This is a genomic window from Microvirga rosea (assembly GCF_020595095.1).
Taxonomy (GTDB): domain Bacteria; phylum Pseudomonadota; class Alphaproteobacteria; order Rhizobiales; family Beijerinckiaceae; genus Microvirga; species Microvirga rosea.
This window is the reverse complement of the sequence record NZ_JAJDOP010000007.1, coordinates 87649-101119: the sequence shown is the minus strand read 5'-3', so window position 1 is coordinate 101119 and position 13471 is coordinate 87649. Positions and strand designations below refer to the sequence as shown.

Below are 13471 nucleotides of genomic sequence, written 5' to 3'. Positions count from 1 at the left end.
AGGACCGTGATCGGCAAACTCAAAGGCGTGGTGGATTCCTACGGCGAAGACTTCGTCATCATCGACGTGCACGGGGTCGGCTATGTGGTCCATTGCTCCTCCCGCACGCTCCAGAACCTGCCCCCGGTCGGCGAGGCGGCGGTGCTCTCCATCGAGACCCATGTGCGGGAGGACCTGATCCGCCTGTTCGGCTTCAAGTCCGATGCGGAGCGCGAATGGTTCCGCTTGCTCCAGAGCGTGCAGGGCGTGGGCTCCAAGGTGGCGCTCGGCATCCTCTCCGTGCTCGATCCGGGGAGCCTTGCCACCGCCATCGCCACCGGCGACAAGGCCTCCGTCGCACGCGGGCCCGGCGTCGGCCCCAAACTCGCCCAGCGCATCGTGTCCGAACTCAAGGACAAGGCGCCCGCCTTCGCCTCCGTGGACCCGGCCCTGATCCGCCTCACCGGCGCGGTGGAGGACCGGAGCGCGCCTGCCCCGGTGGCCGACGCCATCTCGGCTCTCGTCAATCTCGGCTACCCTCAGGTCCAGGCCTCCGCCGCCGTAGCCGCCGCCATGAGGCAGGCGGGCGAAGAGGCCGAGGCGAAGACGCTGATCCGGCTGGGGCTGAAGGAATTGGCCCGGTAGGAGCCGGAAGTTGGCACCCGCACGCGGCATTGATAAGAGGCGCTCCTTCGGCCGGCCCGCGGCCGATGGTCGTTCCTGTTTTGATCCTGTCGCAAATTAGCGTATGAGATCAGAGTTCCTCTTGATGATGGTTCCGGAAGGTAAGTCTCTTTGACCGATTCACGCCGCCTGCTCAGCCCCGAGAAACGCGAGGACGATGTCGATGCGTCGATCCGGCCGTTGTCGCTGTCCGACTTCACGGGCCAGGCTGCCGCGCGCGCCAACCTTCAGGTCTTCATCAACGCCGCCAAAACCCGGGGCGATGCGCTCGACCACGTGCTTTTCGTCGGCCCTCCCGGCCTCGGCAAGACGACCCTGGCGCAGATCGTGGCCCGCGAGCTCGGGGTCAATTTCCGCTCGACCTCCGGACCGGTCATCGCCAAGGCGGGCGATCTGGCGGCGCAGCTCACCAACCTCGAAGAGCGCGACGTGCTCTTCATCGACGAGATCCACCGGCTCAACCCGGCCGTGGAGGAAATTCTCTATCCCGCCATGGAGGATTACCAGCTCGACCTCATCATCGGCGAAGGCCCGGCGGCCCGCTCGGTGAAGATCGAGCTGCCGAAATTCACCCTTGTCGGCGCCACCACCCGCGCGGGCCTGCTCACCACGCCCCTGCGCGATCGCTTCGGCATTCCGATCCGTCTTGAGTTCTACACGGTCGAGGAACTCGAGCACATCGTCCGGCGCGGTGCCCGGGTGCTCGGTCTCGGCATGAGCGACGAGGGCGCCAACGAGATCGCCCGCCGTTCCCGGGGCACGCCCCGCATCGCCGGGCGCCTCCTGCGCCGGGTGCGCGATTTCGCCATCGTCGAAGGCGTCCAGACGGTGAGCCGCGATCTCGCCGACCGATCCTTGCGCCTCCTCGATGTGGATCCCATCGGTCTCGACCTGATGGATCGCAAGTACTTGACCATGATCGCCACTTCCTTCGGCGGCGGCCCGGTCGGCATCGAGACCATCGCGGCGGCCCTCTCCGAGCCGCGCGACGCCATCGAGGACATTATCGAGCCGTACCTGATCCAGAAGGGCTTCGTGCAGCGGACTCCCCGCGGGCGCATTCTGACGCCCCATGCCTTCAAGCATCTCGGCCTCGCCGAGCCTGCCCGCGAGACGGCGGCCCAGTTCGGCTTGTTCAACGGGGACGAAGATGCGTGAAAAGGCGCACGACCCTGTCGCGCTGAGGCCTGAGGCAACCTCTCCGGGCGGGAGTGCGATGCCGGACGCCGGGATTTCGGGTCATCTTCCCGGCCGGCTCGTGGGCGACACGCATCTTCTGCCGATCCGTGTTTACTACGAGGACACGGATTTCTCCGCCCGCGTTTACCACGCCAGCTACCTGCGCTTCATGGAGCGGGGACGGACGGAGCTTCTGAGGGCCGCCGAGGTGGCGCAATCGGACCTTCACGCTCAGATGGGAGGCCTCGCCTTCGTGGTCCGCAAGATGGTGATCGACTTCCTCGGGGCCGCCCTGATGGACGATGTTCTGACCGTGGTGACCCGTCCGAAGGAAATGCGCGGCGCCTCGATGACCCTGTTCCAGGAGGTCCGGCGCGGCGAGGACGTTCTTGTGACCGCCGAGGTCACCGTGGCGGCTGTTCGCGGTGGGCGCGCCGTGCGCATTCCCGATGAGCTGCGCGCGGCCCTCTCGCCCTTGGCGGAGTGATTTTCCTCAAACCGACAAAGACCCGTCGAGATAGCGCTGAAGGGTTGCGCGGGTCCCCTCCTGCCAAAGGCTGCGCAGCGCCGCCTCGAAGCGGGAGCGGAAGGGCGCTGCCGTCGCGAGGTCCCCGAAAATGTCCTCCAATCCGAGAAACGCTTCCGGATCGTGTTGCGCCGCCCGGGCTGCGGGGATCAGGCGGCCGGCCTGCGGATCGTCCAGCCGAGGCGGTGAGCCGCCATCCCCGTTTCCGGCGCAAGAGCGGCACCAGAGGGCCGAGACCAGGGCGAGACCCGTCACGTCGGCGCCCGCCTTCAGGCGGTCCCGGGTCGAAGGCAGGATGAATTTCGGCTGCCGGTTCGAACCGTCCTGCGCCAGCCGGGGGATCGTGTCGCCCACCTCCGGGTTGCTGAAACGCCGGGCGATCAGGTCGTAATAGGCGCGAAGATCCACGCCGGGGACCGGCGGCACGCAAGGGATGATCTCCTGCGTTTCCAGCTTGTCGAGGAAGGCGCGGACCTGGGGGTCCGCCATGGCGTCATGCACGAAGTGAATGCCGAGCAGCCCGGCCGGGTAGGCGAGCGCCGCATGCCCGCCGTTGAGGATGCGGATTTTCATGAGCTCATAGGCGGCCACGTCCGGCGTGAAGGTGACGCCCACCTCCTCCAGGGCCGGGCGGCCGCTCGGGAAGCGGTCTTCCAGAACCCATTGACGGAAGGGCTCGCAGAAGACAGGCCAATTGTCCCGAATGCCAAAACGCTCCTCCAGCATGGCGCGTTCTCGGTCGCTCGTGGCCGGGGTGATGCGGTCGACCATGCTGTTGGGGAAGGCCACTTCCTGGCGCACGAAGGCGGCAAGGGCCGGGTCGTAAAGGTCGAGGAGCCCTGCCACCGCATTCATCGCCACATGGCCGTTGCCCGGAATATTGTCGCAGGACATGACCGTGAAAGGGGCAACTCCCTGCTCACGGCGGCGCCTGAGGGCCGCCGCCAGAATGCCGAACACCCCTTTGGGCGAATCGGGATGAGCCGCGTCATGGCGGATCTCCGGATGGTCGGGATTGAAGGCGCCCGTCGCCGGGTCGATGCAGTAGCCGCCCTCCGTGACGGTGAGGGAGACGATCCGTAGGCGCGGATCGTCAAGGGCCTCGACGATCGCGCGCCCGTCCTCGCGGACCGGCACGAAATCCACCATGGAGCCGGTGACCCGGGCCCGATGAGCGCCGGGCTCCAGCTCCACCACCGTCGTCAGCCAGTCCTGCGGCGCCAGGGCGTCCCGCATGGCCTGGTCACCTGACCGCACACCCGCGCCGATCAGGGCCCAATCACGGTCCCGCCCGGCGCGAAAGAGATCGTCGAGATAGACCGCCTGATGCGCGCGATGGAAATTTCCGACGCCGATATGGAGAATTCCGGGCCGTAACGAACCGCGCTCATAGGTCGGGCGGTCGATCGCGGCGGGCAGGGACGGGAGGGTCGAAAGGGACAGGGGCTGGGCCATGACTTGAACTCTCCCGCTCACAGATACGCGGCATATCGCCGTCCGCGATGTCCCTTAAACCAACCCTTAACCTTGATCTGTGCTTAACATGTAACGGATCGGGAAGATCGGAGCCCATTGGCCGTACGCCCTTATTTTCGACAGATTCAGGCGCGAACGAACAATGATACGCACAAGATTTTCCTACGAACGCGGTGAGCCCTGTTCCGGGCTGCTCGAAGAGCGAGGACGCGAAATATGAATCCGGCTGATGTGGCCCAGGCTGTCCCTGTGGCTCACGACATGTCCCTGTTCGGCCTGTTCTGGCAGGCCCACTTCATCGTCAAGCTCGTGATGCTGGGTCTTCTCGGCGCCTCCGTGTGGTGCTGGGCGATCATCATCGACAAAACCCTTCTCTATGCCCGCACCAAGCGGGCGATGAACCGGTTCGAGGAAGTGTTCTGGTCGGGGCAGTCTCTCGAGGAGCTGTTCCGCTCCCTGCAAAGCCGCCCGGCGACCGGGCTGGCTGCGGTGTTCGTCGCCGCCATGCGCGAATGGAAGCGGTCGTTCGAGGGCTCCGGCCGCTCTTTCCAAAGCCTGTCTCAGCGGATCGACAAGGTTCTCGACGTGACGATCCAGCGGGAGGTCGAGCGCCTGGATTCCAAGCTCACGGTCCTGGCCTCGATCGGGTCCGCCGGTCCCTATATCGGGCTCTTCGGCACCGTGGTCGGCATCATGAACTCCTTCACGTCCATTGCCGCCTCCAAGAGCACGAGCCTCGCCGTCGTGGCGCCGGGCATCGCCGAGGCGCTCTTTGCCACCGCGATCGGCCTGTTCGCGGCCATTCCGGCGGTGCTGGCCTACAACAAGCTTCAAAGCGAAGTCGGCAAGCTCCAGTCGCGGCTGGAAGGCTTCGCGGACGAGTTCTCCGCCATTCTGTCGCGCCAGATCGACGAGCGCATCGCGCTCGCGGCGTAAGGGGGTTTGGCGATGGCATCCACGGCAGGCATGGCAAAGGGCGGTAGTAGGCGCCGTCGGCGCGCTCATCGCGGCGGCGCCATGAACGAGATCAACATGACGCCTTTCATCGACGTCATGCTGGTGTTGCTCATCATCTTCATGGTGGCGGCGCCCATGATGACGGCGGGCGTGCCGCTCGATCTGCCGCAGACCAAGGCGGCGCCGCTCAACATGGATGCAAAGCCCGTGACCCTGTCCATCAAGGCGACCGGACAGGTCTTCATGGGCGATGCGGAACTGCCCGACGATGCCATCGTCGGCAAGCTGGCCGAGGTCGCGAAGGGCGGCCTCGACGAGCGGGTCTTCGTGCGGGGCGACAAGAAGGTCGATTACGGCCGTGTCGCCCAGATCATGTCCATTGTCACCGGGGCCGGATACAAGCGCGTCGCGCTTGTCACGGAGCCGGATCAGCGCTGAACGGGATAGGGGCGAGGCCGTGGCGTTGAAGCTGAAGTTCAACTCCTCCGAACCGGGGCTCTGGGTCTCGGGCGCCACCCATGTGGTGCTCCTGACCGCGGCTCTCGTCGGCCTGTCGGCTGTCCACGAGTTCCCCAGCGCGGAAGAAGGCATCCCGGTCGAGGTCATCACCGACAACCAGTTTTCCCAGATCACCAAGGGCGAGAAGACCGCCAAGGCGGTCCTGCAGCAGCCCAAGCCCCGCGCCGAGCGGGTGGCCGACAAGGCCGAGCTGCGCGACCCGGGCGAGGACAAGCGCGATGTTCCGGCGCCGCCCAAGCGCCCGGAAGAGATGAAGGTCGCCGACAAGGAAGAGACGGTTGCCGCCCAGCCTCCTCCGCCGCCTCCACCGCCCAAGCCCACCCAGGCCGAAGCCGAGGCGAAGGCCAAGGCGCTCGAGGAAGAAAAGAAGCTCGCCGAGGCCAAGGCCGAGGCGGAAGCGATCGAGCGCGCCAAGGCCGCGGAGAAGGCGAAGTCCGAGGCGGAAGCGAAAGCCAAGGCGGAGGCCGAGGCGAAGGCTCAGGCTGAAGCCAAGAAGGTCGCCGAGGCGAAAGCCAAGGCCGAAGCGGAAGCCAAAGCGAAAGCCGAGGCCGAGGCCAAGAAGGTCGCGGAAGCCAAGGCGAAAGCCGAAGCGGAAGCCAAGGCCCGCAAGGAAGCGCAGGTCGCCAAGAAGCTCGACATGGGCGACATCAAGCAGTTCCTGGAGAACAAGGAACGGAACCAATCCACCGGCGCGACCGGCGCGGAGGTCCAGAAGACCGCCTCGCTCGGCACCGCGACGGGGTCGGCCGCGAAACTTAATCCCAGTCAGCGTGATGCATTGATGGGAATTCTTCAAGAGCAGATGAAACGCTGCTTTACGCCACCGATTAGCGCATCTGCCGGAAATGCAGTCGCTCCATTGCTGGACGTTCGCCTCAATCCGGACGGAACGCTGGCACAAGATCCTTCCGTTGTTCAGAGCGGACCGAACTCAACTGATCGTGCCGTTGCGGATGCAGCCCTGCGCGCTGTTCGTCGGTGTGCGCCCTATCGTGTCCCTGCTCAGTATGCCCCTCAGTATTCCGATTGGAAAATGCTGAAGGTCTATTTCGATCCCATGATCTGAAGCCCCTCATGCTTAAGATGAAAGCCATGATCACCCGTATCGTATCCAGTCTTGCAGTTGTCCTGACCTTTGTCTTGTCGATCGTTGCAGTGGCTCCTGTCGCGCACGCAGAGCTGAGCTTCCGGGTCGGCCCGGGAGGGCAGTTCCAGCCCATGCCGATCGCGGTCGCCGATTTCGCTGGCGAAGGCGATCTCGGACAGCGGGTTTCGGGGATCATCTCGAACAACCTGCAGCGCTCGGGCTATTTCGCCCCCCTCGACCGGTCGCGGTTTCCCGAGCGGCCCGCCTTCGACGTGGCGCCGCGCTTCGAGGCCTGGAAGCTCGCGGGCGCTCAGGCGCTGGTGACCGGCCGGGTCACACGTGATCCTTCCGGACGTCTCAAGGCCGAGTTCCGGCTCTGGGACGTGGATACGGGCCAGCAGCTCACCGGCCAGCAATACATGACGGATCCGAACTTCTGGCGCCGCGTCGGCCATATCATCTCCGACGCGGTCTATACCAAGCTCACGGGCTTCGGCGGCTTCTTCGACACGCGCATCGTGTTCGTCGACGAGTCCGGCCCGAAGGAGAACCGGCGCAAGCGGCTCGCGATCATGGACCAGGACGGCGCCAATGTCCGCTTCCTGACCCAAGGGGACAACCTCGTCGTCACGCCGCGCTACTCGCCCGCGTCCCAGGACATCACCTACATGTCCCAGGTGGAGGGGCAGCAGCCCCGCGTGCAGGTGATCAACCTGGAGACCGGCTCGCGCCAAGTGGTCGGCAACTTCCCGGACATGACCTCGAGCCCGCGTTTCTCGCCCGACGGTCAGCGCATCGTCATGAGCCTGCAGCAGGGAGGCAACGCCAACATCTTCATGATGGACCTGAACTCCCGCGCCACCACCCGCCTGACCTCCACCGCCGCCATCGACACGTCCCCGTCCTTCTCCCCCGACGGCTCGCAGATCGTGTTCGAGAGCGACCGCGGCGGCCAGCAGCAGGTCTACGCCATGAATGCGGACGGCTCGAACCAGCGCCGCATCTCCTTCGGTGACGGATCCTATTCGCAGCCGGCCTGGTCGCCGCGCGGCGACTATATCGCCTTCACCAAGCGCCGCGCCGGCGGCTTCGCCATCGGTATCATGAAGCCCGACGGGTCCGGCGAACGCATCCTGACGGAAGGCTTCCACAACGAGAGCCCCACTTGGGCGCCCAACGGCCAGTATATCCTGTTCTTCCGCGATCCCGGCGGGCAGGCGGGCGGCAAGCTCTACATGGTCGACATCACCGGGCGGGTCGAACAGCCGGTGCCGACCCCGTCCTATGCGTCGGATCCGACCTGGTCCCCGCTTCTCAGCGAGAACCGGGGCGGCTAGTCCACGGACCCGGCTTCGGCACCGTCATCCGGATGTCACGACCCTACATCCGGATGACCCTTTAAGGCTCAGCCGCGCAGCAGGGAGCGGGCGGTCGGCACCAGACGGGCGACTTCCCGCGGCCGCCAGATTTGCCGCTCCAGTTCCGGCTCGATCGCCCTGGCCCATGCTTCGGATTGGGCCAGGCTCGCCCGATAGCGCCCATGGGCCGCCAAGTCGGGAAAGCCCGAGAACCAGACAAAGACCGTTTCCCCCTCTCGCACCGGGAGGCGGGGGAACGTGTTCGGGCTCCGCTCCGTGACGAGGGATGCGAGGATCCTCGCCCCCGCGCCCTCCAGCAACGGCTGCACCTTCGCGGCAAAGAAAGCCGCGAACGCGTCCTCCGTCCGGGGGGCCAGGGAGCAGGTCGTCGCGATAATCAGGCCCGTATCCTTATCTCCGGTGGCCGGAGGACGAGACCGATCCGCCATCGGGAAGCCGCTTCCGGCCCGGGACGGCCGCAACAGCAGCACGTTGTCCGAGTTGATCATGGTGCCGTTTGCCTCATCCCGGTGCGCCGCCCAAACAGGCCCTCCGTAGAAGCGGCCCAGGGCGTCCGCACGGTGGGGCATATCGGCAAAACCCCGAAGCCAGACGAAGCTGTCGGGATCGTCCAGGTCCCGGAATTGGCCGATGACACGCATCCCGACCTCTTCCTGAGGTTCGATGAAGGTCCCATCGAAGAGATGGATCAGGGTCTCCCGTGCTCCCGGCCGGAGCCGGTACCGTCTGAACTCCACGATCGCGGCGCCGGAATGATCCGACGGTCCAGTTTCTCCAGTGTCGATTGCCATGGTTCCTCCCATCATAACCGGACAAGTGTCCTGTTTCGCAATACAGGACACTTGTCCGGTTATGTCAATCTGATAGTCTGACGAGCGGGAGAACCTCATGACGAAGCGAACGGAGCGGAACCGTATCAACGACCCGGAGGGGCTGCGCCAAAGGGTTTTGGACGCTGCCTACGGGGCATTTTGCACGCGCGGCTACAACGCGACCTCGGTCCATGACCTCAAGCGGGAAGCGGGCGCGACGGGCGGGGCCTTCTCCCACCATTATCCCACCAAGAAGGAGCTGGGACTGGCCGTTCTGGAGACCCGCGTCGCGGACGCGGTCGAGGAAACGTGGATCGCCCCGGTCCGTTCGGCCGCGACCGCGGCGTCAGGCATTGCGGCGGTTTTCGAGGCGATCGCGCAAGAACTCGACGAGCAGGGAACGGTCTCGGGCTGCCCGCTCAACAACCTGGCTCTGGAATTGTCCCGCCAGGACGACGACTTCCGGCAAGCGATCGAGGCGATCTTCGGGCGCTGGCGATCCGCCATCGCCGACCGGATCAGAGCGGACCAGGACGCCGGTCATCCAGCGCCACCTGACGCGGAGGCGACCGCCACCTTCGTGGTGGCGGCCTATTCAGGAGCCATGGCGATGGCCAAAGCCAGCCAGAGCGCCGAACCTCTCAGGACCTGCGCGCGGCTTTTAGGCCCCATGCTGGACCCGAACACCGGTTCCGGCAGGACATGAGGGGCTTTCGCCTCATGCTCCCCGTGGCATGGCCGTGGTGGCGGACGGGGTATCCTTCCGGCTTCTCAACTTGAAGGCCAGCACGAGAAGGGTGATCCCGAAGACCATCGCGTAGGCGCCAAGCCACCAGGTCAGCACCACCGCGCCGATCATCGGCGCGACCAGAAGCGCGATGCCGAACAGGATCGACACGATGCCGCTGAAGATCAACCAGCCACGTCCATAGGTCGGGTTCAGCTTGAACGCGGCGACGATCTCGAGAACGCCGGTGATCAGGGACCAGACCGCCATGAGGGTCACGAAGAACACCACCGTGAGGCCCGGCCACGCGAAAGCGATGACGCCCACCAGGATGTCGACGACGCCCTCAAGCACGAGAAGGCCCCATCGTTGGTGGTGGGAAGCCGCCCTGACCGCAGCCACGATGCTGAAAATCCCGTCCACCAGCATATAGGCCGCAAAGAACAGCACCAGGGACAGGAGCGTCGCTCCGGGAATAAAGAGGGCAATCAACGCGAAAATGATCGCGAAGACGCCGCGCAGGGCCACCGCCCACCAGTTTTGTGCGAGCAGTGCGCTCATTGCCTCCGCGCGGTCGAAGGATCCGTTGTTTTGGGATGTGCCGCCTGCCATGGTGATCTCCCTCATGAAGAGTCGGGCACATGCATCGTGCCTGACCTTGCGTTAGGCATCAAATCAACACTTAAGCTTGGCGGTAGGTTTCATTTCTCCGGAAATGTCGTGCGCTCGGGATACGCATGCGTGCCGTGGGCCTGCACGGTATGAGCTTGCATGGCATGAGCCCGCATGGCCTGTCGCCGTCGTTCGAGCTTGCGGCGCCGGAGCCGGATCCGCCATTTGAGGCGAAACGCCCGGATCATGAGGGCAAGCCCGAGCCATGTCAGACCGATGACGAGGGGCGAGACCACCAGAACCGGGAAGAGGGTGACGGCAACCGCAAGGGCCAGGAGCACTGCCCCGATCACCGCGATGCTGCTGGCCTCCGTCGCCGTCAGGGAGCGGGCGTTGTCCCTGTGGCTGATGCTGTTGCTGAGAGCCAGGGCGCCGGCCGCCAAGCGACGGACGCCGCCCTTTTTCGGGCGCGGAAAACGGCGCGAACGCATTTTCTGCGATTGTTTCCGCCGGGTCAGAAGGCCTGGAACGATCTCCGTGGCGTTGGCCAGATCCTGAAGATACATCTCTTCCATGGCCTCCGCGAAGCTGCGATCCTCGACGACGACGTCGAGTTCCCAGTTGGTGGCCCAGCTCGCCAGGTTGAGGTTCGTCGAGCCGACCCGCGCCCACCGTCCGTCGGCGACGGCGGTCTTGGCGTGAAGCATGGAGCCGTTCCACTCGAACACCCGGATTCCCGCCTCGACCAGGGACCGGTATCCCGCGCGGACGACCGGCTGGAGCAGCGCCACGTCACTGGCGCCCGGCACGAGGAGACGGACGTCGACCCCGTCCCGCGCGGCCTCGGCGAGGGCCTGGACGTAGGAGGTGGTGGCGACGAAATAGGCGTCGGTGAGCCAGAGATTGCGCTGCGCGGTTGCGGCGACGAACTGGTCGAACCGATAGGTCCGGAACATGCCCGGCTGTCCGCAGATGACGCGGGCCGCCACCGTCCCGGCCTCCGGGATGGCCTGGGTCGGCTCCCATTCGGTTCTGTCGAGGGGGGCGCCCGCGCGCGCCCAGCTATCAGCAAAAGCCGCATCGAGATCGGCGACCACCGGTCCTTCCAGCGCCAGTCCCGTATCGCGCCAGGGCTCGGCTCCGTGGGCGCCTTCCCAGGCGTTCGAGACGCAAAGGCCCGCGACGAACCCCCTGCGGCCGTCCACCGTGATCACCTTTCGGTGGTTGCGGCGGATCCAGAAAGGATCGGACAGGCGAGGCGGGTTGAAGACCCGCACATCCACCCCGGCGGCGCGCAGCCTGTTCCAGAATCGCGGGAGGGCCCGCCAGGAGGACCCGAGCCAGTCATACAGAACCCGGACCGTGACCCCGGCCTGCGCCCGTTCCATCAGGGCCTGAGCGAAGGTTCTGCCTGTCTCGTCGTCGGCGATGATGAAGTTTTCGAAGTGGATCACGTGGCGGGCGCTGCGAATGGCGTCCAGCCAGGCCGGATAATTTTCCCCCGCATCCCGCAGGAGAACGATCGCATTGCCCTGACGAAGCTCGCTGTCGGCGATTCGCGAAAAAGCCCGCTCTAGCCGAGGGTCCGTGGGACGGTACGGCAGGGACGATTCGGGAGTTCTGAACGGCATGGGCAGCGGTGTCATGTTCCCATAACGCACGAAACCGCCTTTCGGCTTCGCCGTAAGCTGTGGAACGTCGATCCGTCGCGGGGCCCGGCCTTGCGGCGCCGCCAACTCTTTGCCGCATTTACTCCTAATTAACCCTAAGCCCAGGTTTCCCGACCCGGGTTCGATTCACCTTAATCCAGCCTCTCCTCGTCCGATCGACGGAACCCTCCCTTAACCATCGCCCGATATAGATCACACAACGTTCGGCAGACGTATGTGTAAGGAGTATTGCCAATGATGACGTTGCGCGCCGTCAAGTTCGCCGCTGCCATCGTCCTCGCCCTCGGGGCGGCGGCGTGTTCGTCCAATAAAGATGGAATGGCCGATGGGGCCGGCGGCGGCTTTGGAGCCGGTGGAGCCGCCACACCGGGCAGCGCCCAGGACTTCGTGGTCAATGTGGGCGATCGTGTTTTCTTCGAAACGGACCAGACCGACCTGACCCCCACGGCCGCCGCGACCCTCGATAAGCAGGCTCAGTGGCTCAACCGCTACCCGAACTACACCTTCATCATCGAAGGCCACGCGGACGAGCGCGGCACCCGCGAGTACAACTTCTCCCTGAGCGCCCGCCGCGCCCAGAACGTTCGCGACTATCTGGTGTCCCGCGGCATCAACGCGTCCCGTCTGCGCACCGTGTCCTATGGCAAGGAGCGCCCGGTCGCGGTCTGCAACGACATCTCCTGCTGGTCGCAGAACCGTCGCGCCGTCACGGTCCTGAACACCGGCGCTGGCGCATAAGGCCTCTCATGAAACCCATTTCCTCCCATTTGGCGGAGGGCTGGACTGCGCCGCCACAATCTCGCCGTGGCGGCGCATTTGTGTTATCGGCACCCTCCATACGACCCTCATGGTACCCGAGCATGCTGCGCCGCCTGATCGTGTTTCTTACCCTCATGACCGCCTTGTCGGCGCCTGCCTTCGCGCAGGACGCCGCCGACGCCATCGTGCGGCTCAACCGGCTTGAGAGCCAATTCAGGCAGATGTCCGGTCAAATGGAGCAGCTTCAGCACGAGAACCAAGTGCTCAAGGAGCAGCTCCGGAAATTCCAGGAAGACGTGGAGTTCCGCTTCCAGGAAGGCCGCGGCGGGGGCAGCAGGGCCCCGTCCGCCACCACGCCGCCGCGTCCGGCTCAGCCACAGGCGCAACCGCAGCGTCGCAGCGATCTCTTCGATCCGTCAGAAGCGCCGGGGGCTCCCGGCGCTCCTCGTCCTTTAGGAACAACCGCTCCGTCCGTGCCTCTCACGGCCGAGGCGCAGCCGCCGTTGGGGCTGCCCGGCGGCCAGGCCATGGCCGATCAGCCCTCCGGGATCGGGGAGCTGATCGAAGAAGACGAGATGGCCATGGATGCCGCGCCGCTGGACATCAATCCGACCGGCCGCGTGGCTGCCGCTCCCCCGGCCCCCGCCGTTGCCGCGCCCCCGTCCCGGGGGCCGAGCGTGGCCGCCACGAGCGTCGGGGATCCGCGATCGGATTTCGAGATGGCCTATGGGTATTTCACCCAACGGCAGTATGAGGAGGCCGAAATGGGCTTCCGGCGCTTCCTCCAGTCCAACCCCCGCGACCGTCTCGTCCCGGAGGCATCCTACTGGCTTGGCGAGACCTACATGCAGCGCAACCGCTACCGGGAGGCGGCCGAGCAGTTCCTGAACGTGTCCACCGATCATCCGAACGCCGCCCGCGCGCCCGACGCGCTTCTGAAGCTCGGCATCGCCCTGAACAGCCTGGGCGCCAAGGACCGCGCCTGCGCCGTGTTCGCCGAGCTCGACCGAAAGTACCCGCAGGCTTCCGCCGCCGTGCGCCAAGGTTCCGAGCGCGAACAGCGCCGCTCCAAGTGCAGCTAGCCGTCGCGCCTGCTCCTGCGCCG

Annotated in this window: 14 protein-coding genes; 10 read left to right on the top strand and 4 right to left on the bottom strand. The window is 65.6% G+C overall.

Annotated features, from left to right (window positions below):
- Positions 1 to 6 precede the first annotated feature (6 nt).
- The 3 genes from ruvA (at position 7) to ybgC (ending at position 2329) form a co-directional block, all read left to right on the top strand.
- On the top strand, positions 7 to 624 hold the full coding sequence (gene ruvA, locus LJD17_RS17545; protein ID WP_227385503.1) for a Holliday junction branch migration protein RuvA: 618 nt from the start codon (positions 7 to 9) through the stop codon (positions 622 to 624).
- Between the two features lie 150 nt (positions 625 to 774).
- The gene (gene ruvB / locus LJD17_RS17540; protein WP_227385502.1) at positions 775 to 1821 is read left to right on the top strand and encodes a Holliday junction branch migration DNA helicase RuvB; all 1047 of its coding nucleotides are present in this window, start codon (positions 775 to 777) and stop codon (positions 1819 to 1821) included.
- A gap of 58 nt (positions 1822 to 1879) precedes the next feature.
- Positions 1880 to 2329, top strand: coding sequence for a tol-pal system-associated acyl-CoA thioesterase (gene ybgC / locus LJD17_RS17535; protein WP_227385619.1), 450 nt, complete (start codon positions 1880 to 1882; stop codon positions 2327 to 2329).
- A 6-nt stretch (positions 2330 to 2335) separates the two neighbouring features.
- On the opposite strand, the gene LJD17_RS17530 is transcribed toward ybgC, so the two are convergent.
- Positions 2336 to 3823 carry a mannitol dehydrogenase family protein gene (locus tag LJD17_RS17530; RefSeq protein WP_227385501.1) on the bottom strand — a complete coding sequence of 496 codons (1488 nt, stop codon included), beginning with the start codon at positions 3821 to 3823 and terminating at the stop codon, positions 2336 to 2338.
- 237 nt (positions 3824 to 4060) lie between these two features.
- Between LJD17_RS17530 and tolQ the strand changes: the two genes are divergently transcribed.
- The 4 genes from tolQ to tolB are packed head-to-tail and all read left to right on the top strand — an operon-like array spanning position 4061 to position 7744.
- The gene (gene tolQ, locus LJD17_RS17525) at positions 4061 to 4780 is read left to right on the top strand and encodes a protein TolQ (protein ID WP_227385500.1); all 720 of its coding nucleotides are present in this window, start codon (positions 4061 to 4063) and stop codon (positions 4778 to 4780) included.
- 12 nt (positions 4781 to 4792) lie between these two features.
- Entirely contained in the window at positions 4793 to 5239 is a 447-nt protein-coding gene (locus tag LJD17_RS17520) for an ExbD/TolR family protein (RefSeq protein ID WP_227385499.1), read from the top strand.
- A 25-nt stretch (positions 5240 to 5264) separates the two neighbouring features.
- A complete protein-coding gene (gene tolA, locus LJD17_RS17515) occupies positions 5265 to 6386 on the top strand; it encodes a cell envelope integrity protein TolA (RefSeq protein ID WP_264478468.1) in 1122 nt (373 codons plus the stop codon).
- A gap of 17 nt (positions 6387 to 6403) precedes the next feature.
- Complete coding sequence (gene tolB, locus LJD17_RS17510) at positions 6404 to 7744, top strand: Tol-Pal system beta propeller repeat protein TolB (RefSeq protein WP_406600838.1); 1341 nt, start codon at positions 6404 to 6406, stop codon at positions 7742 to 7744.
- Between the two features lie 68 nt (positions 7745 to 7812).
- Here the strand turns inward: tolB and LJD17_RS17505 are convergent, their stop codons facing one another.
- Complete coding sequence (locus LJD17_RS17505; protein ID WP_227385496.1) at positions 7813 to 8577, bottom strand: NIPSNAP family protein; 765 nt, start codon at positions 8575 to 8577, stop codon at positions 7813 to 7815.
- A 97-nt stretch (positions 8578 to 8674) separates the two neighbouring features.
- Between LJD17_RS17505 and LJD17_RS17500 the strand changes: the two genes are divergently transcribed.
- The gene (locus LJD17_RS17500; RefSeq protein WP_227385495.1) at positions 8675 to 9304 is read left to right on the top strand and encodes a TetR/AcrR family transcriptional regulator; all 630 of its coding nucleotides are present in this window, start codon (positions 8675 to 8677) and stop codon (positions 9302 to 9304) included.
- Between the two features lie 12 nt (positions 9305 to 9316).
- Here LJD17_RS17500 and LJD17_RS17495 read toward each other — a convergent pair whose 3' ends face one another.
- Positions 9317 to 9937 carry an HdeD family acid-resistance protein gene (locus LJD17_RS17495; RefSeq protein WP_227385494.1) on the bottom strand — a complete coding sequence of 207 codons (621 nt, stop codon included), beginning with the start codon at positions 9935 to 9937 and terminating at the stop codon, positions 9317 to 9319.
- Positions 9938 to 10026: 89 nt separating this feature from the next.
- Positions 10027 to 11568 carry a phospholipase D-like domain-containing protein gene (locus LJD17_RS17490; RefSeq protein ID WP_227385493.1) on the bottom strand — a complete coding sequence of 514 codons (1542 nt, stop codon included), beginning with the start codon at positions 11566 to 11568 and terminating at the stop codon, positions 10027 to 10029.
- 273 nt (positions 11569 to 11841) lie between these two features.
- Here LJD17_RS17490 and pal point away from each other — a divergent pair, with 273 nt between their 5' ends.
- A complete protein-coding gene (pal, locus tag LJD17_RS17485) occupies positions 11842 to 12345 on the top strand; it encodes a peptidoglycan-associated lipoprotein Pal (protein ID WP_227385492.1) in 504 nt (167 codons plus the stop codon).
- Between the two features lie 122 nt (positions 12346 to 12467).
- Positions 12468 to 13448: a tol-pal system protein YbgF gene (ybgF, locus tag LJD17_RS17480; protein ID WP_227385491.1), complete on the top strand. Its 981-nt coding sequence runs from the start codon at positions 12468 to 12470 to the stop codon at positions 13446 to 13448.
- The last annotated feature ends 23 nt before the right edge of the window (positions 13449 to 13471 follow it).

Bases quoted from the DNA above. Each gene is read 5' to 3' on its own strand.
- ybgC (WP_227385619.1), top strand. From the start codon at position 1,880: ATGCCGGACGCCGGGATTTCGGGTCATCTTCCCGGCCGGCTCGTGGGC.
- LJD17_RS17530 (WP_227385501.1), bottom strand. From the start codon at position 3,823: ATGGCCCAGCCCCTGTCCCTTTCGACCCTCCCGTCCCTGCCCGCCGCG.
- tolQ (WP_227385500.1), top strand. From the start codon at position 4,061: ATGAATCCGGCTGATGTGGCCCAGGCTGTCCCTGTGGCTCACGACATG.
- LJD17_RS17520 (WP_227385499.1), top strand. From the start codon at position 4,793: ATGGCATCCACGGCAGGCATGGCAAAGGGCGGTAGTAGGCGCCGTCGG.
- tolB (WP_406600838.1), top strand. From the start codon at position 6,404: ATGAAAGCCATGATCACCCGTATCGTATCCAGTCTTGCAGTTGTCCTG.
- LJD17_RS17505 (WP_227385496.1), bottom strand. From the start codon at position 8,577: ATGGCAATCGACACTGGAGAAACTGGACCGTCGGATCATTCCGGCGCC.
- LJD17_RS17500 (WP_227385495.1), top strand. From the start codon at position 8,675: ATGACGAAGCGAACGGAGCGGAACCGTATCAACGACCCGGAGGGGCTG.
- LJD17_RS17495 (WP_227385494.1), bottom strand. From the start codon at position 9,937: ATGGCAGGCGGCACATCCCAAAACAACGGATCCTTCGACCGCGCGGAG.
- LJD17_RS17490 (WP_227385493.1), bottom strand. From the start codon at position 11,568: ATGCCGTTCAGAACTCCCGAATCGTCCCTGCCGTACCGTCCCACGGAC.
- pal (WP_227385492.1), top strand. From the start codon at position 11,842: ATGATGACGTTGCGCGCCGTCAAGTTCGCCGCTGCCATCGTCCTCGCC.
- ybgF (WP_227385491.1), top strand. From the start codon at position 12,468: ATGCTGCGCCGCCTGATCGTGTTTCTTACCCTCATGACCGCCTTGTCG.